The following is a 16,901-nucleotide window of genomic DNA, read 5'->3' as shown; positions in this document are numbered from 1 at the left end:
TTGATGGACGAGATACTGGAGGTTTTGGAGAAGGACGCGCGCACCACGCCCGAGGATATAGCCAGGATGCTGAAGAAAAAGCCGGCAGAAGTAAAGGCAAAGATCGGGAAATACGAAAAGTCGGGCATAATATTAAAGTACAAGACGGTTATTAATAAAGACCTTATCAATGACGATGATTCCAATGTCAGGGTTTTGATAGAGGTCAATATTACCCCTCAGAAGGACGCGGGTTTTGATAAGATCGCGGAGCGCATATATTCTTTTCCGGAGGTTACAAGCTGTTATCTGATCTCCGGCACCTACGACCTTCTGGTGGTTGTGGAAGGCAGGAATATCAATACTGTGTCCAATTTTGTCGCTGAGAAGCTTTCCTGCCTTGAGAACGTGCGCGGCACGGTCACGCATTTCCTGTTAAAGAAATACAAGGAAGACGGGGTCGTGTTGAAGCAAAGGCAGGAGAATAAGAGGATAGCGATATCATATTAAATGAAAAATATTGTATCTAAGAAAGTCGCGCAACTCGCTCCTTCAGGCATAAGGGTGTTCTTCGACCTTGTGCTGGGCATGGAGGACGTTATATCACTGGGCGTAGGCGAGCCGGATTTCGTCACGCCCTGGCAGATACGCGAGGCGGGCATTTATTCGCTGGAGCAGGGGTTTACCTCATATACCTCCAACAAGGGGCTTTATAAGCTGCGGCTGGAGATAAGCCGTTACCTGAAGAACAATTACGGCGTAGTTTATTCTGCCGATGATGAAATACTTATTACGGTGGGGGTAAGCGAGGCGATGGACCTGTGCCTGCGCGCCATTATCAACCCCGGGGATAAGATCCTGGTGCCGCAGCCGAGTTACGTTTCTTACGGCCCTATGGCGGAGCTGGCAGGCGGCATACCTATATATATAGATACCGAAGGCGACGGCTTCAAGCTTACGCCTGAGAATCTGGAGAAGAGCATAGACAGAAAGACAAAGGCGATCATATTTAATTATCCCGCTAATCCCACGGGCATATCCTATACCAGAAAGGAACTGGGCCGGTTGAATAAAGTCCTGCTTAAGCACGATGTCTTATGTATCAGCGATGAGATATACGCCGACCTTACCTATGATTTTGAGCATACGCCTTTTGCCACGTTGAGCGGAGCGAGGAATAATACCCTCTACCTTAACGGATTTTCCAAATCATACGCCATGACCGGCTGGCGCGTGGGTTTTGCCTGCGGCCCCAAAGATATTATCGCGGCTATGACCAAGATCCACCAGTATACGATCATGTGCGTCCCTATAACCGGACAGATGGCTGCCTGCGAGGCGCTGCATTCCGGCAGAAAATCGGTGGAAGAGATGAAGCGCGAATACAAAAGGCGCAGGGAGTTTGTGTTGGCCGAGCTCGGTAGATCAGGCCTTGAATACGTGGAGCCGCAGGGGGCGTTTTATGTGTTTGTTTCGCTTAAGAAAACAGGGCTTAAGTCCCTGGAGTTCGCGCAGGGGCTTTTAAAGAAAAAAAAGGTCGCCGTTGTGCCGGGCACTGCCTTTGGACGGGAATTTGACGGTTATATACGCATGTCATACGCCTCAAGTTTTCAGGACCTGAAAGAGGCGCTGCGCAGGATAGGGGAATTTCTCAGGGGTGTATGAAATCAACGATAATCTTTGCCGCTCTTTGCGCCGCGCCGTAGGGTTTGAGCATTTCTTTTATTTCCTGCAGCTGGCGCCTGATAGATATGATCCTTTCCGGGTCGGAAAGGATGCCCACCGATTCTTTGGCGATCTTTTGCGCTGTCGCGTCTGACTGTATCAGTTCGGGCACGATGCGCCCTCCGGCGACCACGTTTACCAGCGCGATATCCGGTATCCTGACCAGGCACCTGGCGATAAATGAGGTAAGCAGGGAGGTCTTGTAAACCACTACCATCGGCCTTTCCATTATAGCTACTTCCAGGGTCGCCGTTCCCGAGGCAACGATACAGAAATCGGCTATATTTATTCCGTCGTATGTATTGCCCTCAAGCAGGCTTACCCGTAAGCCGGATCTGGAGATAGCCCCCTCAAATATTTCTTTTGCTACCGCCTCGGATCTTAGTATCACGAACTGCGTGGGAGGTATTGTTTTATTTATTAACTTTGCCGCCTCCAGCATGACAGGCAGCAGTTTCTTTACCTCCTGCTGCCTTGAGCCGGGCAGGAGCGCCACGGTTATTCTTTTAAAGGAAAGGCAGAGACGGGTGAACGCCTCTTCTTTATTCATGGACGGCCTGACTATGTCAAGCAGGGGGTGGCCCACGTATTCCGCCTCAATGCCTTCTTCTTCGTAGAATTCCTTTTCAAACCGGAATACCACCAGCATTTTATCTACGAATTTGCGTATCGCCTTTACCCGTCCCCTGTGCCAGGCCCAGACCTGCGGGGAAATGTAATAGACGGTCCTTATCTTTAACCGCTTGAGTTGTTTCGCCAGCGCGAGGTTAAACCCCGGATAGTCAACCAGCACAACGCAGTCAGGCCGGATCGCCCGGGCTTCTTTGAGGAACAGCTTGAACGCGCCTCGGAATTTCCCCAGGTTTCTTAATACTTCCTGGAATCCTACCACCGCGATCCTGGTGAGGTCGTAATAGACGCGCGCCCCCGCCTGTTCCATGCGTTCTCCGCCCAGGCCGGAGAATTGCGCCGACGGCTCAAGTTCCCTGAGCGCCTTTATCAGGTGCGCGGCATGCATATCGCCGGATGCCTCGCCGGCAACTATCATTATCTTTTTGTCAGCCATCGCGTATCTTCTTCTGGATCTTCAACGCCACAGCCAGCGCCTGCCGGCCTTCCTTCCCGGATATCAGGGGCTGGCATTTATGAGCGACGCAGTGGACAAATGACTCCAATTCTTTCTTCAGGGGTTCTTCCTTTTCAATGGGCAGGTCTTGTTTGGATATGGAGCCGCCTTTTTTCGTGTAGAGGGTCGCCTCCGCCGCTTTGTAATCAAGGGAGATGTAGGCCTGCGGCAGAAAGATGCGGATCTTTCTCATCCATTCCTCCGATACCCTGCTGGCCGTAAGGTTGGCTACGCAGCCGTTCTTAAAACTGATACGCGCGTTGGCAATGTCTTCATATTCGCTCAGCACTTTAACGCCTACGGCGTCTATCCTCTTTATGGGGGAGTTTATCAACCCTAAAATGATATCTATATCGTGTATCATAAGGTCCAGCGTTACGCCTACGTCCAGGGAGCGGTTGGGGAAGGGAGAAAGCCGGTGCGCCTCTATAAATTTGGGCTCTTTGATCATATCCTTGACCGCGGCAAAGGCGGAATTAAACCTTTCCACGTGGCCCACCTGGAGTATGGCCTTATTGTTCCTGGCGATCTTGACCAGCGCGTCCGCTTCTTTGAGGGTCAGCGTGATAGGTTTTTCCACAAGGCAGTGTACCCCGCGTTTAAGGAAATATTCGGCAACCTCGTAGTGCGTTGAGGTAGGGGTGGCTACGCTTACCGCGTCCACGGTTTGGGGTATTTCTCTGTAGTTGTGAAATGCCCGCGTTAAGAACTCGCAGGCGGCGGAGTCGGCCTTTTGCCCGTCAACGTCGCATACCCCTGCCAGGCCGACGTTTCCAATTTCTTTATATTTCCGCAGGTGCAGCCTGCCCAGCCGGCCGGCCCCTATCACGGCTATGTTAATTTTGTCAGGCATAATTCATCATCATAACAAATACCTTGTGGAAAGTCAACATATCTGATATAATCAAGCAGCCATGAAAGATTATATGAGGTTTTTGCGTTTTCTCAGGCCGCATAAAGGGACTCTCGGCTTAGCCGTATTGTTTATGGCGATTTCCAGCTTATTTGACTGGGTTTCTATCGCCATGTTTGTGCCCGTAGTGGACAAGGTCTTCAATAACGGCAAGATCGTTTTCCCTGTGGGGCTGCCTTCCGGCATGGAGAAGCTGATCTCGCTTATTAACTCTATGTCCCAGATGGAGTTGCTGAGGATCATCATCCTGATCATGCCCGTTTTATTTTTACTAAAGGGCCTGTTTAATTTCTTATATTCCTATTATATGTCCGATATAGGGCAGTTGTGCGTGCGCGATATCCGTAACCGCCTTTACGAGAAGATCCAGGGCTTATCGCTGGAGTATTTTATCAAGAAGCGCACAGGCGAGCTCATTTCCAGGATCACCAATGACGTGAAGCTGGTGGAGAACGCCCTTTCCTACGGCACGACGGACCTGGTGTATCAGTCGTTTCTGGTGGTTGTTTTTTCCTTCACCATATTCTATATACACTGGAAACTGGCTTTAGTATCGCTTTTGCTTCTTCCCATGGTCGCGCTGCCCATCATTAAGGTCGGCAAGGTGCTGCGTAAGATCTCCCGGCGCTCCCAGGACAAGATGGCGGATATAAACTCGCTTTTAGTTGAGACGATAAGCGGCGCGCGGATAGTGAAGGCATTTTGCATGGAAGACCATGAAATAGAGAAGTTTAGAAGCCAGAATCAGGGTTATTATAAGCTGTCAATGAAGTCCATCAAGCGCACGCTCTTGTTGAGCCCGGCGACGGAATTGATCGGCGTAATATTCGGCGTATTTATCCTGGCATGGGTCGGCAAAGATGTGATTTCCGGGAAGATCTCTTTCGGCGTGTTCGGCTTATTCCTGGGTTCGCTTTTCTCTCTGATCAGGCCGCTTAAAAAGTTGAGCCAGGTCAGCACGTTAAACCAGCAGGCGCTGGTGGCTTCAAGCAGGGTTTACGATGTGCTGGATACTGTTTCCACAGTCGCGGAAGGGCCGCAAGCGCCCTTGCTGGCAGTCATCAAGCATAAGATAGTGTATGAAGGGGTCAATTTCAGCTACGGCTCACAGCCGGTGCTTGAGGATATCAACATAGAGATCAAGAAGGGAGAGGTGCTCGCGATAGTAGGCAAAAGCGGCGTAGGCAAGTCCACCCTCGTCGATCTATTGCCGAGGTTCTACGACCCCGGCCGCGGCCGTATTCTTATTGATGGCGTGGATATACGCGGCGTATCCTTGAGGTCTCTCAGGGGGCAGATGGGCATTGTTACCCAGGAAACAATACTTTTTAACGATACGATAAGGGAGAACATTGCCTACGGCAGGAAGGACGCGAAAGACGCTCAGATCATGGAGGCGGCAAAGAAGGCGCATGCCCATGAGTTCATAGAGTCGCTTCCCGACGCGTATGATACGCTTATCGGAGACAGGGGGGCTAAGTTATCAGGAGGCGAAAAACAGCGTTTATGCATAGCAAGGGCGTTGCTTAAGGACCCGCCCATACTTATTCTGGATGAGGCCACTTCTCAGCTGGACAGCACGTCCGAAAGGATAGTGCAGGAGGCGCTGGATACGCTTATTGCCGGCAGGACGGTTTTTATTATCGCCCATCGGCTTTCAACCGTGAGGAGCGCGGACAGGATCATCGTGCTTGACGCGGGCAGAATAGTTGAGCAGGGCAGCCACGAAGAACTGCTGGGTCAAAACGGCCTATACAAGCAATTATATTCCCTCCAGGAAATAGGATAATCCGCCTACGCCACATCAATGGGTAAATGATGGTAGGGCTTCGGCGGATTAATCCTCCGAAGCTCTACCATCGTTAGCAATTTGATGAGCGAAGGAGGATAATCCCCGCTTAATGGCAAAATTCAGGGAAAAATCTTGCATATTAGGTTTTTTTTGGTATAATTTATAAAATATAGTCAAATAAACTAAAATCAAGGAAGAAGCGTTAGTAAAGCAGATTCTTTGAAGGAGGGAGGCGTTTTGTCAGACGAATTACTTAAAAAACTGTTAGAAGCAGGGGTTCATTTCGGCCATCAGAAGAAGAGGTGGAACCCCAAGATGAAGAAGTTCATCTTTGGCCAGAGAAGCGGCATATATATAATCGACCTGGAAAAAACGGTGGATTGCCTTAATGCCGCGAGGGATTTCCTGATGGACCTGGCTGCCAAAGGCGAAGGGCTCCTTTTTGTCGGCACAAAACATCAAGCGCAGGAGATAGTTAGAAAAGAGGCCGAGCGCTGCGGGGTGTTTTATGTGGTCAACAGATGGCTTGGCGGGCTGCTTACCAATTTTGCCACCGTAAGAAGGAGTATCGGCAGACTTAACGAGCTGGAGAAAATGAGGGAAGACGGCACCTTTGATATGCTTTCCAAGAAGGAGGTGTCGCAGCTGACCAAAGAGCTCGAGAAGTTAAAGAAGAATTTTTCCGGGATAATTAAAATGGAAAAGATGCCGGCAGCGATATTTATGATAGACACGAAGAAAGAAGAGACGGCGGTGAAAGAGGCGAGGAAGCTGGGTATACCCATCGTAGCTTTAATAGACACAAACTCCGACCCTGAACTGGTGGATTATCCCATACCGGGCAACGACGACGCTATGAAGTCGATCAGCATAATCACCTCTTTGGTAGCCGACAGCGTTGCCGAAGGCCGCAAGAAGTTCCTTTCTTATCTGTCGCAGGAGGGCGTGCGCATGGAGAAGGGAAGCGAGGCCCCGGCGGAGCCAACGGAGCCCGCGGTTGAAAAGCCCGAGTTGGAAATAGACGCGGAGGCGCTGCTCGAAGAGGAAAAAAAGAAGGAAAAGATCGCGAAGAAGTTAAGGGCGCAGGAAGATGAAGAGAAGGCCAGGGAAAGGAAGGGTAAGAAATAATGAATATCAGCTTGGATTTAATCAAACAACTCAGGGAGAAGACATCCGCGGGCGTGGCCGACTGCCGCCGCGCGCTGGAAGAGGCCGAAGGAGACATAAAAAAGGCGGAGCAGATATTGCGTAAGAGGGGGCTGGAGATGGCGGCGAAAAAAGCCGACAGGTCGGCCAAACAGGGCCTTATCGCCTCCTACGTGCATCATGACCACAAGACAGGCGTTTTGCTTGAGGTCAACTGCGAGACGGATTTCGTGGCAAGAAACGAAGACTTTCGGCACTTTGTGAAGGACATTACCATACAGATAGCGGCCGCGGCGCCTTTATATATAAAGAAGGAAGACGTGCCAAAGGAGGCGCTGGCCGATGTTGATAAGAAAGATGAATTCTTCAAGGCGCACTGCCTGATGGAACAGCCGTTCGTGAAGGACGGCTCCGTTATCATTAAGGATTACCTTGGCTCTGTTATAGGCAAGCTGGGAGAGAACATAGTAGTAAAGAGATTCGCGCGTTATAAGTTGGGGGAGCGGGCATGATCAAGCACAGGCCGCTTTATAAGAGAGTGGTGCTTAAGTTAAGCGGTGAGGCCCTGCAGGGAAAGGGCCAGCACGGCATTGACGAAAGAGTGCTTAATTCCATCGGCAGGCAGCTGAAAGACATAAAGGATCTGGGGGTTGAGGTGGCCGTGGTTTTGGGCGCGGGGAATATCTTCAGGGGCCAGGAAAATACCGGGAGGCAGGGCCTGGACATGGACAGGTCTGTGGCGGATTACATGGGGATGCTGGCCACGGTCATAAACGGGCTGGCGCTTCAGGACGTCTTGGAGAAATTGAATATGCCCACCCGGCTTATGACCGCCATAGAGATGCACCAGATCGCCGAGCCGTATATACGCAGGCGCGCTGTTCGGCATCTGGAAAAGGCAAGGATAGTCATTTTTGTCGCCGGCACAGGCAACCCTTATTTTACCACCGACACCGCGGCAGCGCTTCGCGCTATGGAGATAAACGCGGACGCTATCTTAAAAGCGACCAAGGTGGACGGGGTCTATTCCGCCGACCCGATGAAGGCCAGGAATGCCAGAAAGTTCTCTTCCCTGAAATATATTGATGTGCTTAAGAGGGGGCTTAAGGTCATGGATGCCACTGCCGTGAGCCTTTGCATGGATAATAAACTGCCGATAGTCGTCTTTAATCTCAACAAAGAGGGCAACATCAGGCGTGTGATCTTCGGGGAACGAATAGGGACGATCGTAAAATAACGGAGGCTATGCAGGATATGAATACCAGAGATATTTTGTCGGGCGCCGAAGAAAAAATGAGGAAAGCGGTTGATTCAGTCACCAGGTCATTTTCCGAGATCCGCACGGGCAGGGCGCACCCCGGACTGGTTGAGGGGCTGTTCGTGGATTATTACGGCACGCCCACATTGTTGAAGCAGATGGCGTCGATATCCGCTCCGGACGCCCACCTTATCGTAATACAGCCCTGGGACGCGTCTTCCATACCGGAAATAGAGAAGACCGTGCTCAAATCGAGCATAGGCGTCACGCCGGTTAACGACGGCAAGGTTGTGCGGCTTCCACTGCCGCAGCTTTCCAAGGAAAGAAGGGAGGAATTGGCAAAGGTAGTCAAAAAGATGGCCGAGGAAGGCAGGGTATCTTTGCGCACTATCAGGCGCGATATTAACGAGTCGATAAAGAAGACCGAACAGGACAAGGTGATCTCGGAGGACGACAGGTTCAAGGCGCAGGAAGAGGTCCAGAAGCTGACCGATAAGCATATTAAAAAGATAGACGAGATCCTGGCCGGTAAAGAAAAAGAGTTGATGGAGTTTTAGTTCTTTGAATAATCTGGGCCACTAGCTCATCCGGCAGAGCACCATCCTTTTAAGATGGCTGTGGGAGGTTCGAGTCCTCCGTGGCTCATTAGAATGCGGGGCGGATGGCGGAATTGGGATACGCGATAGCCTTAGGAGCTATTGGGGCAACCCTTGGAGGTTCAAATCCTCTTCCGCCCATAAAGGCAGAATTAAGAACTAAGAAAAAATTAAGGGGCAAAAGGGAATTTTTTTGTTGTTTGTTTTGGATGGGTTCATAGATGTCATCTTAGTTCTTAGCTCTTAATTCTTAGTTCTGCTTTACTGCGGGAGTAACTCAGTTGGTAGAGTGCGACGTTGCCAACGTCGTTGCCGCGGGTTCGAACCCCGTCTCCCGCTCTTAGATAAAAAAATACACAAGAGGAGGCTACTGTATGAAGGTCATGGATTTTCTCTCCAAGGATGCCATCAGCTGTGAGATCAAAAGCGCAAAGAAAGAGGATGTGATCAAGGAGCTCGTAGAGCTGCTCGTGAATAGCGGCGACATTGACAAGAAGAACCGCGGCAAGATAATAGAACTGCTTATGGCGCGGGAGGCGCTGGGTTCAACGGCCATAGGCCAGGGCATAGGCATACCGCACGCCAAGGCGGACTGCGTCGGTAAGCTGGTCGCGGCATTCGGTATTTCGCGCGGCGGCGTTGATTTTGATTCTCTGGACGGGGAGCCGGCGTACATATTCTTTCTGCTTCTTGCGCCGCAGGATTCCGCGGGCCCCCATTTAAAGGCGCTCGCCAAGATATCGCGCCTGCTCAAGGATAAATACTTCAGGGATACTCTGAAAAACTGCAAGGATGCCAAGTCAGTAATACAGGCCATTTCGCAGGGTGATGAAAAGAAGATTTGATATAATCAGGCCTTTTAAATGGCTCTACCCCGGCATGAGGGTGAAAAGATGGATAGTGCTGACCATCTTCGGCGTCTCTCTTATCGTCTTCGGCTCTGCCAAGTTCCTGTCGGAGATAGAATACGTATATAAGTTCATAGACGCGGCGCTGGTCACCTGCGGGCTCATCTTTTTGTACTTTGGCATAAAAAAGATGCTGCGTTCTTTCATAACATTATTTCTTCCCCAGAGCGATAAGGAACTTCTGGACATAATGTTCCGCACGAGATTGCTGCAACGCGGCCCGCGCATCGTGGTAATAGGCGGCGGCAGCGGTTTGTCGGTGATCCTCAGGGGGCTTAAGGAGTTCACCTCCAATATCACGGCTATCGTGACCGTTGCCGATGACGGCGGTTCTTCCGGCCGGCTCAGGGAGCAGTTTGATATACTGCCCCCGGGGGACATACGCAACTGTCTTGTGGCGCTGGCAGACGCTCCGGCGCTGATGCAGGACCTGTTCCAGTTCCGGTTTAATGCCGACAGCGAGTTCGCCGGCCACAGTTTCGGCAATCTGTTCATCACGGTCATGACGCAGCTTACCGGCGATTTTGACAAGGCAGTTAAGGAATCCAGCCGCGTGCTTGCCATAAGGGGCAAGGTTGTGCCCTCTACCTTGAATAAGGTTGTGCTTGTGGCGGAGCATAAGAATGGGGCCATTACGGAAGGCGAAGCAGAGATACCGAAAAAAGGCGTCGCGATAAAAAGAGTATATTTAAAACCGGACACCTCTACTGCCGCGCCCGAGGCGCTTAAGGCGATATCCGAGGCAGACGCGATAGTGCTGGGGCCGGGCAGTTTATACACAAGCATTATACCTAATCTTCTTATAAAGGATATAGTTGACGCGCTTCTGGTTTCACCGGCGCTTAAGGTTTACATATGCAATGTTATGACCCAGCCCGGAGAGACCGATAATTTCAGCTGTTACGACCACGTTAAGACGCTTATAGACCACAGCCACCCGAAGATCATAGACTATTGCGTAGTGAATAAGTCCAGGATACCTGAGGCGCTGCTGGAGAAATATAAAATGGAGAACTCCTACCCTATAACCGTGGACGCCAACCGCGTAAAGTCGTTAGGCTGCGGCGTGATCGAGGGAAATTTTGTCAGCGCCCTTGATTATGTGCGCCATGACCCGGAGAAATTGGGCAGGGTGGTAATAAATCTTGTGGCGGAAGAAGGTTAGTTATCGCTATGAAGTTATCCAGGAGGATAGTTATTAAGAACAAGCAAGGCCTGCACGCGCGGCCGGCCGCCCTGTTTGTGCAGGCGGCTAATAAATACGACTCCAGTATAAAGGTCAAGAAGGGCGGCGAGGAGGTAAACGGTAAGTCCATTATGGGCATACTTATGCTCGCGGCGGAGAAGGGCAGCCGTCTTGAGGTCACCGTTGAAGGAGAAGACGCGGATAAAGCGTTGGAAGAATTGGAAAGGCTGCTTACACAGGATGAATGAGATGGTCAAATTAAAAGGCATACCGGCCGCGCCGGGGATAACTTCGGGCCCGGCCTATATCCTGGGCAAGGAGGATTTTATCGTGCCGCGCTCTGCCATAGGCGCCGAACGCATCCCTTTTGAGATACAGGCATTGGAAGAGGCGCTTATTAACACCAGAAAAGAGATAGTATCGCTTCAGCGGAAGATCTCCGACGATATGGGCCAGGAGGCGGCGGAGATCTTTGACGCGCACCTGCTGGTGCTGGAAGACCGCATGCTCATAGAGGAGGTCATCTCCCGCCTGAAGAAGGAGCGCCTCTCGGTGGCATTTATATTTTCCGAGGTCTTAAAGAAGTATGTATCCGTGCTTTCGCGCACTAAAGACGAGTATCTCAGGGAGAGGATAGCGGACGTAAACGACGTCTCCAGAAGGGTGTTGCGCCACCTGTTGGGGGAGAAGAAAAGAGGGCTGGGAGATATAAAAGATAAGGTGATCGTGGTAGCGCATGACCTTTCTCCTTCGGATACCGCGGCAATGCACAAGCAGAACGTCTGCGCCTTTGTCACCGATATAGGCGGCAAGACCTCGCATACGGCGATCATGGCAAAGTCGCTTGAGATATCCGCGGTGGTAGGCGTGGAGGAGGCCACAAAGAAGATAGCGCACGGCGATATGCTGATAGTGGACGGCTCGGCGGGTATCGTGATCGTCAATCCGGACGAGAAGACGCTCAAGGAATATGTAAAGGAGCAGTCGCGCTATATTGAACTTACGCGCAGGTACTCTTCCTTAAGGGACCTGCCCCCGGAGACGCTTGACGGAAAGCGCGTGGAGATCGCCGCGAATATGGAATTGCCCGAAGAGCTGCCGTCGGTGATCGAGCACGGGGCGCGGGGCATAGGGCTTTACAGGACGGAGTTCTTCTATATGAACAGGAAGGGCCTGCCTTCGGAGGAGGAGCATTTCCAGGCGTATAAACATGTTGCCGAAAAGGTCAAGCCCCACCCCGTGATCATCAGGACGCTGGACCTGGGCGGGGATAAATTCGTGTCGCAATTAGAGGTGCCGCACGACATGCATCCGTTCCTTGGCTGGAGGGCGATAAGGTTCTGCCTGGCGCGGCCGGATATCTTCAAGGTGCAGCTTCGGGCGATATTGAGGGCGTCGGTCTACGGCAACCTTAAGCTTATGTATCCGATGATCTCCGGCATAGAAGAGCTGAAACAGACCAATTTGATCCTTGAAGAATGCAAGGCGGAACTGAAGAAGCAAAAGACACCCTTCAACGATAAATTGGAGGTCGGCGCGATGATAGAGGTGCCTTCGGCGGCGCTTACGGCAGACATCCTGGCAAAGGAGGCCTCTTTTTTCAGTATAGGCACCAATGACCTTATCCAGTATTCTCTGGCAATAGACAGGACCAACGAAAAGATCGCCTATCTTTATGAGCCGGCGCATCCGGCGGTGCTTAGGATGATAAAGAGCGTAATTGAAGCGGGGCATAACGCGGGCAGATGGGTGGGTATGTGCGGAGAAATGGCCGGCGACCCTTATTTTGTGCTGGTCCTTTTAGGGCTTGGCCTCGATGAATTCAGCATGCCCCCTGTTAATATACCGGAGGTAAAACAGGTCATAAGGTCGGTGACGATGAAAGAGGCGTCGGAGATCTCCCGTAAGGCGTTGACCTTTTCTACCGGCCGGGAAGTAGAGGATTTCATTCAGAAAAAATTTAAAGAGCTGTCTAAATGAAAGCGTTGATCCTTGCCGCAGGATATGCCACCCGGCTTTATCCTTTGACCAGGGACTTTCCCAAACCCCTGCTCAAGGTAGGCAGAAGGCCCATAATAGACTACATAGTCGGGAAAATAGAAGGTGTTAAAGAGGTAGATACAATATTCGTGATAACCAACGACAGGTTTTTCAGCCGTTTTCAGAAGTGGGCGTCAGCGCTGAAGACGGATAAAGACATCAAGATCATTAACGACCGGACAAAGGGCGAGAAGGAAAAGCTCGGCGCGATAGGCGATATGTTTTACGCGCTGAAGCATGAGCGCATAGACGACGATCTGCTGGTGGTGGGGGGAGACAACCTGTTTGACGGCTCTTTAAGCGGCTTCGTAAAATTCGCGAAGGAAAAAGGCGGCTCTCCCTGCGTAGGGCTCTATGACATAAAGAGCAGGGAACAGGCGAAGAAATACGGCGTAGCGTATATTGACGAGGATAATAAGATCCTTGATTTCAAGGAAAAGCCGAAAGAACCCGTCTCGGCGCTGATCGCGATGTGCCTGTATTATTTTCCCAGGGCGCGGGTCGGGCTTATCGGAGAGTATATGAGCGACAGAAAAAACAACCAGGACGCATCGGGTTTCTACATAGATTGGCTCAGGGGCAGGTGCCCTGTATACGGGTTTGTTTTCAGCGGCAGGTGGTTTGATATCGGCCACCATAATCTTTACAATCAGGCAAAATTGCAGTTTGCAAAGCCGGGCGTACAGAAAGGAGAGCAAAGTTAAATGGAATACAAGCGATTTTTTACTTCGGAGTCGGTAGGCGAGGGGCATCCGGATAAGGTCTGCGACCAGATCTCGGACGCGGTATTGGACGAGGTTCTGAAAAACGATCCTCATGGCAGGGTTGCCTGCGAAACGTACGTCACCATGGGTTTGACTATAGTGGGCGGCGAGATCACCACGCATACCTATGTTGATGTCCATAAGTTGGCTAGGCGCGTTCTTAAAGAAATAGGGTATACCCATCCCAAATACGGGCTGGATTATGAGACCTGCGCCATAATCAATACGATACATTCCCAGTCGCCCGATATTTCCCAGGGAGTTGACAGGGGCGGCGCCGGGGACCAGGGTGTTATGATAGGGTTTGCCTGCGATGAGACGCCGGAACTTATGCCTTTGCCCATAATGCTTTCACACAGGCTGGTGAGGCGCGTAGCGCAGGTCAGGAAAGAGGGAGTGCTTAAATACCTGGGGCCTGACTGTAAATCTCAAGTTACGGTTGAGTATGACGGCGGCCATCCCGGGAGGATCGAGGCAGTTACCCTCGCCTGCCAGCATACCGACGACATACTTGATGCCGGCGGAGACAAGATAACGCCCAGGGCAAGAGAGGAAATGATAGAGGTCATAGCAAAGCCCATTGTGGCGGACCGGATAGACAAGAATACCAAGTTTTACGTAAATGAAACGGGAAAATTCCTTATCGGCGGGCCGCAGTCCGATACCGGCATGACCGGCAGAAAGATAGTGGTTGATACTTATGGGGGCACGGTTTCGCACGGCGGAGGCGCGTTTTCCGGCAAGGACCCCACAAAGGTTGACCGTTCCGGGGCGTATATGGCGCGCTATATCGCCAAGAACATAGTGGCGGCAAAGCTTGCCCGGAAATGCTGGGTCCAGCTTGCCTATGTCATCGGAAGGCCGGAACCGGTATCCATAATGGTTGATACCTACGGGACGACCGAGATGCCGGATGAAAAGATAATCATGCTGATAGAAAAGAATTTCGATCTTACGCCCAAGGGGATGATCAAGACCCTGGACCTGCTCAAGCCGAAGTTCAGGCAGACCGCCGCCTACGGCCATTTCGGCAGAGAAGAAGAGGGCTTTACCTGGGAGAAAACGGATAAGGCGCACGCCTTGCAAAAAGGAGCATAATCTTACCCCACACTTACGCGTGGGGAATGAGGAGGATTAAAGTGAAGTATGATGTCAAGAGCTTAGGATTAGCGGCAAAGGGTAAATTAAGGATAGAATGGGCAAAGAATAATATGCCTGTTCTGGGGCTGATAGAAGAAAGGTTTAAAAAAGAGAGGCCGCTTAAGGGCATAAAACTCGCCGCCTGTCTTCACGTTACGACTGAGACCGGCGTGTTGGCTAACGCGCTAAAAATTGGCGGGGCAGACGTTACGATCTGCGCCTCAAACCCGCTGTCCACTCAGGATGACGTGGCAGCGTCTTTAGTGAAGGATTTCCGCATCCCTGTCTTTGCCATCAAAGGCGAAGACACAAAGACCTATTATAAGCATATTGACGCGGCGCTTTCCATAAATCCGAACATAACCATGGATGACGGAGCGGACCTGGTTTCCACCATTCACAAGAGAGGCGCGTTTGAGGGGATATTGGGGGGGACAGAGGAGACCACGACCGGAGTAATACGGCTTAAGGCGATGGAGAAGGACGCGGCGCTGCAATACCCGATCATAGCCGTCAATGACGCGGATACAAAGCATCTTTTTGACAACCGTTACGGCACCGGCCAGTCCACAATAGACGGCATATTGCGCGCGACCAACAAGCTCCTCTGCGGCCTGAGCTTTGTTGTCTGCGGTTACGGTTTCTGCGGCAGGGGCGTAGCCATGAGGGCTAAGGGGATGGGGTCTAACGTAATAGTCGTGGAGACAGACCCCTTAAGGGCGCTTGAGGCGGTAATGGACGGCAATATGGTCATGCCTGTCGCGCAGGCCGCCGCCATAGGCGATATATTCGTGACCACCACGGGCGATATAAGCGTAATAAGAAAGGAACATTTTCAAAAGATGAAGGATGGCGCCATAGTATGCAATTCAGGCCATTTTAACGTGGAGATAGACATATCCGACCTGGAAAAGATGGCAAGGAAGAAACGCAGGATCAGGGAATTCGTGGATGAATACACGCTTGCCGCGGGAAAGAGGGTATATCTTTTAGGAGAAGGCCGCCTGATCAACCTCGCCGCCGCAGAAGGCCATCCCGCTTCGGTCATGGATATGTCGTTCGCGAACCAGGCGCTTTCAGCGGAATATATAAGTAAGAATTACAGCTTTCTTGAGAAGAAGGTGTATTCGGTGCCTCAAGAAATAGACAAAGACATCGCCGCTTTGAAATTGAAATCCCTGGGGATAAGGGTGGATAGATTGACGCCAAAGCAGGAGAAGTATCTTTCCAGTTGGGAAGAAGGAACTTAGAAGCGTAAAACGTAAAGCGAAAAGCGCAAAACTAAAGTGTAAAACTTTAAACTTTAAGTTTTGGTTTTACGCTTTGCGCTTTACACTTTTCGCTAAAGCATATGTCCATTAAGAAGATAGCTGTATTGACCACCGGCGGGGACGCGCCGGGGATGAACGCGGCAATACGGTCAGTGGTGCGTTCAGCGCAAGCCCATGGTTTAGAGGTAAGGGGGATAGAACGCGGCTGGTGGGGCCTGATCAACGATGAGACCAGGATATTGAACAGCCGTTCTGTCTCCGGGATAATCAATCAGGGAGGGACGATACTTAAGACCGCGCGCTGCCCGGAGTTCCATACCGAGGAAGGCCAGAAGAGGGCATACGAGACCCTGAAGAAGTATTCCATAGACGCGATGGCGGTCATCGGCGGCAACGGCAGTTTCACGGCGGCACATGAATTTTATCTGAAATACAAGGTGCCCGTGGCCGGCATCCCCGCCTCCATAGATAATGATATTAACGGAATAGACGCGACCATAGGTTCGGACACGGCGATAAACACGGCGCTTTCCGCCATTGATAATATACGCGATACCGCGACCTCTATGGAGAGGGTCTTTGTGGTAGAGGTGATGGGCAGGGACAGCGGCTATATCGCGCTCTCTGTGGCTCTCTGCGGCGGATGCGAAGAGGTGATAATCCCGGAGAGAAAATTTGATATAGGGAATATCTGCCACGATATAGTAGAGGGCAATCTAAGGGGGAAGGTCAGCTGGATCATTGTCGTTGCCGAGGGCGCGGCCAGGGCAGAAGACATCGCCGCTCAGATCAAAGACCTGACTGATCTGGATACGCGCGCGGTAGTGCTGGGCCATGTGCAAAGAGGCGGCCGCCCTACCGCCGCCAGCCGCGAATTGGCGTTGAGGCTGGGCAGGCACGCCGTAGATTGCCTGCTTAAGGGCAAGGTCAATAAGGTCGTGGGATTACGCGACGGCAATATAGGCGAAGTAGACCTGAAATCGGCTATAACCAGGAAAGAATTTAATACGGATGAATTTTACGCTTTAATCAAACTGCTCAGCTAAGGGGGTAATTA

17 protein-coding genes and 3 tRNA genes are annotated in these 16,901 nt (G+C 51.3%); 18 read left to right on the top strand and 2 right to left on the bottom strand.

Going from position 1 to position 16,901, the window contains the following annotated elements; translation table 11 throughout:
* Positions 1 to 3: 3 nt before the first annotated feature.
* The gene (locus tag PHR44_07975) at positions 4 to 489 is read left to right on the top strand and encodes an Lrp/AsnC family transcriptional regulator (protein ID MDD4910593.1); all 486 of its coding nucleotides are present in this window, start codon (positions 4 to 6) and stop codon (positions 487 to 489) included.
* On the top strand, positions 490 to 1,644 hold the full coding sequence (locus tag PHR44_07970) for an aminotransferase class I/II-fold pyridoxal phosphate-dependent enzyme (protein MDD4910592.1): 1,155 nt from the start codon (positions 490 to 492) through the stop codon (positions 1,642 to 1,644).
* On the opposite strand, the gene lpxB is transcribed toward PHR44_07970, so the two are convergent.
* Both lpxB and PHR44_07960 read right to left on the bottom strand, forming a co-directional pair.
* Positions 1,631 to 2,770, bottom strand: coding sequence for a lipid-A-disaccharide synthase (gene lpxB / locus PHR44_07965; GenBank protein ID MDD4910591.1), 1,140 nt, complete (start codon positions 2,768 to 2,770; stop codon positions 1,631 to 1,633). The two genes, PHR44_07970 and lpxB, sit on opposite strands and share 14 nt — an antisense overlap.
* Positions 2,763 to 3,683: a Gfo/Idh/MocA family oxidoreductase gene (locus PHR44_07960; protein ID MDD4910590.1), complete on the bottom strand. Its 921-nt coding sequence runs from the start codon at positions 3,681 to 3,683 to the stop codon at positions 2,763 to 2,765. The genes lpxB and PHR44_07960 overlap by 8 nt, the downstream gene beginning before the upstream one ends.
* A gap of 61 nt (positions 3,684 to 3,744) precedes the next feature.
* On the opposite strand from PHR44_07960, the gene PHR44_07955 reads away from it, so the two are divergent.
* The 16 genes from PHR44_07955 to pfkA all read left to right on the top strand — a co-directional run bounded on the left by PHR44_07955 (position 3,745) and on the right by pfkA (position 16,890).
* A complete protein-coding gene (locus PHR44_07955) occupies positions 3,745 to 5,532 on the top strand; it encodes an ABC transporter ATP-binding protein (GenBank protein ID MDD4910589.1) in 1,788 nt (595 codons plus the stop codon).
* A gap of 240 nt (positions 5,533 to 5,772) precedes the next feature.
* Positions 5,773 to 6,663, top strand: coding sequence for a 30S ribosomal protein S2 (gene rpsB / locus PHR44_07950; protein MDD4910588.1), 891 nt, complete (start codon positions 5,773 to 5,775; stop codon positions 6,661 to 6,663).
* The gene (gene tsf / locus PHR44_07945; protein MDD4910587.1) at positions 6,663 to 7,193 is read left to right on the top strand and encodes a translation elongation factor Ts; all 531 of its coding nucleotides are present in this window, start codon (positions 6,663 to 6,665) and stop codon (positions 7,191 to 7,193) included. Before rpsB ends, tsf begins: the two co-directional genes overlap by 1 nt.
* A complete protein-coding gene (gene pyrH, locus PHR44_07940) occupies positions 7,190 to 7,918 on the top strand; it encodes a UMP kinase (GenBank protein ID MDD4910586.1) in 729 nt (242 codons plus the stop codon). Before tsf ends, pyrH begins: the two co-directional genes overlap by 4 nt.
* Positions 7,919 to 7,935: 17 nt before the next feature.
* The gene (gene frr / locus PHR44_07935) at positions 7,936 to 8,496 is read left to right on the top strand and encodes a ribosome recycling factor (protein MDD4910585.1); all 561 of its coding nucleotides are present in this window, start codon (positions 7,936 to 7,938) and stop codon (positions 8,494 to 8,496) included.
* Positions 8,497 to 8,511: 15 nt separating this feature from the next.
* Positions 8,512 to 8,584: transfer RNA gene (locus PHR44_07930), tRNA-Lys, on the top strand.
* A gap of 10 nt (positions 8,585 to 8,594) precedes the next feature.
* Positions 8,595 to 8,676: transfer RNA gene (locus PHR44_07925), tRNA-Leu, on the top strand.
* Positions 8,677 to 8,801: 125 nt separating this feature from the next.
* A tRNA-Gly gene (locus tag PHR44_07920) sits at positions 8,802 to 8,874 on the top strand.
* 35 nt (positions 8,875 to 8,909) lie between these two features.
* Entirely contained in the window at positions 8,910 to 9,380 is a 471-nt protein-coding gene (locus PHR44_07915; protein MDD4910584.1) for a PTS sugar transporter subunit IIA, read from the top strand.
* Complete coding sequence (locus PHR44_07910; GenBank protein ID MDD4910583.1) at positions 9,364 to 10,608, top strand: YvcK family protein; 1,245 nt, start codon at positions 9,364 to 9,366, stop codon at positions 10,606 to 10,608. Before PHR44_07915 ends, PHR44_07910 begins: the two co-directional genes overlap by 17 nt.
* Positions 10,609 to 10,616: 8 nt before the next feature.
* Complete coding sequence (locus tag PHR44_07905) at positions 10,617 to 10,877, top strand: HPr family phosphocarrier protein (protein MDD4910582.1); 261 nt, start codon at positions 10,617 to 10,619, stop codon at positions 10,875 to 10,877.
* A gap of 1 nt (position 10,878) precedes the next feature.
* On the top strand, positions 10,879 to 12,609 hold the full coding sequence (gene ptsP / locus PHR44_07900; GenBank protein MDD4910581.1) for a phosphoenolpyruvate--protein phosphotransferase: 1,731 nt from the start codon (positions 10,879 to 10,881) through the stop codon (positions 12,607 to 12,609).
* Complete coding sequence (locus tag PHR44_07895) at positions 12,606 to 13,373, top strand: nucleotidyltransferase family protein (protein ID MDD4910580.1); 768 nt, start codon at positions 12,606 to 12,608, stop codon at positions 13,371 to 13,373. Before ptsP ends, PHR44_07895 begins: the two co-directional genes overlap by 4 nt.
* Positions 13,374 to 14,531 carry a methionine adenosyltransferase gene (gene metK / locus PHR44_07890; GenBank protein MDD4910579.1) on the top strand — a complete coding sequence of 386 codons (1,158 nt, stop codon included), beginning with the start codon at positions 13,374 to 13,376 and terminating at the stop codon, positions 14,529 to 14,531.
* Between the two features lie 41 nt (positions 14,532 to 14,572).
* A complete protein-coding gene (ahcY, locus tag PHR44_07885) occupies positions 14,573 to 15,823 on the top strand; it encodes an adenosylhomocysteinase (protein ID MDD4910578.1) in 1,251 nt (416 codons plus the stop codon).
* 107 nt (positions 15,824 to 15,930) lie between these two features.
* On the top strand, positions 15,931 to 16,890 hold the full coding sequence (gene pfkA / locus PHR44_07880) for a 6-phosphofructokinase (GenBank protein ID MDD4910577.1): 960 nt from the start codon (positions 15,931 to 15,933) through the stop codon (positions 16,888 to 16,890).
* Positions 16,891 to 16,901: the final 11 nt, after the last annotated feature.

The sequence above is a fragment of the Candidatus Omnitrophota bacterium genome (assembly GCA_028707125.1).
In the GTDB taxonomy this organism is placed as follows: domain Bacteria; phylum Omnitrophota; class Gorgyraeia; order Gygaellales; family JAQTUX01; genus JAQTUX01.
The sequence above is the reverse complement of the archived record's forward strand: the minus strand, read 5'-3'. Positions and strand labels throughout refer to the sequence as shown.

What these genes read in the sequence shown, in the direction of transcription:
- PHR44_07975 (MDD4910593.1), top strand. Translation starts at nt 4, where the DNA reads ATGGACGAGATACTGGAGGTTTTGGAGAAGGACGCGCGCACCACGCCC.
- PHR44_07970 (MDD4910592.1), top strand. Translation starts at nt 490, where the DNA reads ATGAAAAATATTGTATCTAAGAAAGTCGCGCAACTCGCTCCTTCAGGC.
- lpxB (MDD4910591.1), bottom strand. Translation starts at nt 2,770, where the DNA reads ATGGCTGACAAAAAGATAATGATAGTTGCCGGCGAGGCATCCGGCGAT.
- PHR44_07960 (MDD4910590.1), bottom strand. Translation starts at nt 3,683, where the DNA reads ATGCCTGACAAAATTAACATAGCCGTGATAGGGGCCGGCCGGCTGGGC.
- PHR44_07955 (MDD4910589.1), top strand. Translation starts at nt 3,745, where the DNA reads ATGAAAGATTATATGAGGTTTTTGCGTTTTCTCAGGCCGCATAAAGGG.
- tsf (MDD4910587.1), top strand. Translation starts at nt 6,663, where the DNA reads ATGAATATCAGCTTGGATTTAATCAAACAACTCAGGGAGAAGACATCC.
- pyrH (MDD4910586.1), top strand. Translation starts at nt 7,190, where the DNA reads ATGATCAAGCACAGGCCGCTTTATAAGAGAGTGGTGCTTAAGTTAAGC.
- frr (MDD4910585.1), top strand. Translation starts at nt 7,936, where the DNA reads ATGAATACCAGAGATATTTTGTCGGGCGCCGAAGAAAAAATGAGGAAA.
- PHR44_07915 (MDD4910584.1), top strand. Translation starts at nt 8,910, where the DNA reads ATGAAGGTCATGGATTTTCTCTCCAAGGATGCCATCAGCTGTGAGATC.
- PHR44_07910 (MDD4910583.1), top strand. Translation starts at nt 9,364, where the DNA reads ATGAAAAGAAGATTTGATATAATCAGGCCTTTTAAATGGCTCTACCCC.
- PHR44_07905 (MDD4910582.1), top strand. Translation starts at nt 10,617, where the DNA reads ATGAAGTTATCCAGGAGGATAGTTATTAAGAACAAGCAAGGCCTGCAC.
- ptsP (MDD4910581.1), top strand. Translation starts at nt 10,879, where the DNA reads ATGGTCAAATTAAAAGGCATACCGGCCGCGCCGGGGATAACTTCGGGC.
- PHR44_07895 (MDD4910580.1), top strand. Translation starts at nt 12,606, where the DNA reads ATGAAAGCGTTGATCCTTGCCGCAGGATATGCCACCCGGCTTTATCCT.
- metK (MDD4910579.1), top strand. Translation starts at nt 13,374, where the DNA reads ATGGAATACAAGCGATTTTTTACTTCGGAGTCGGTAGGCGAGGGGCAT.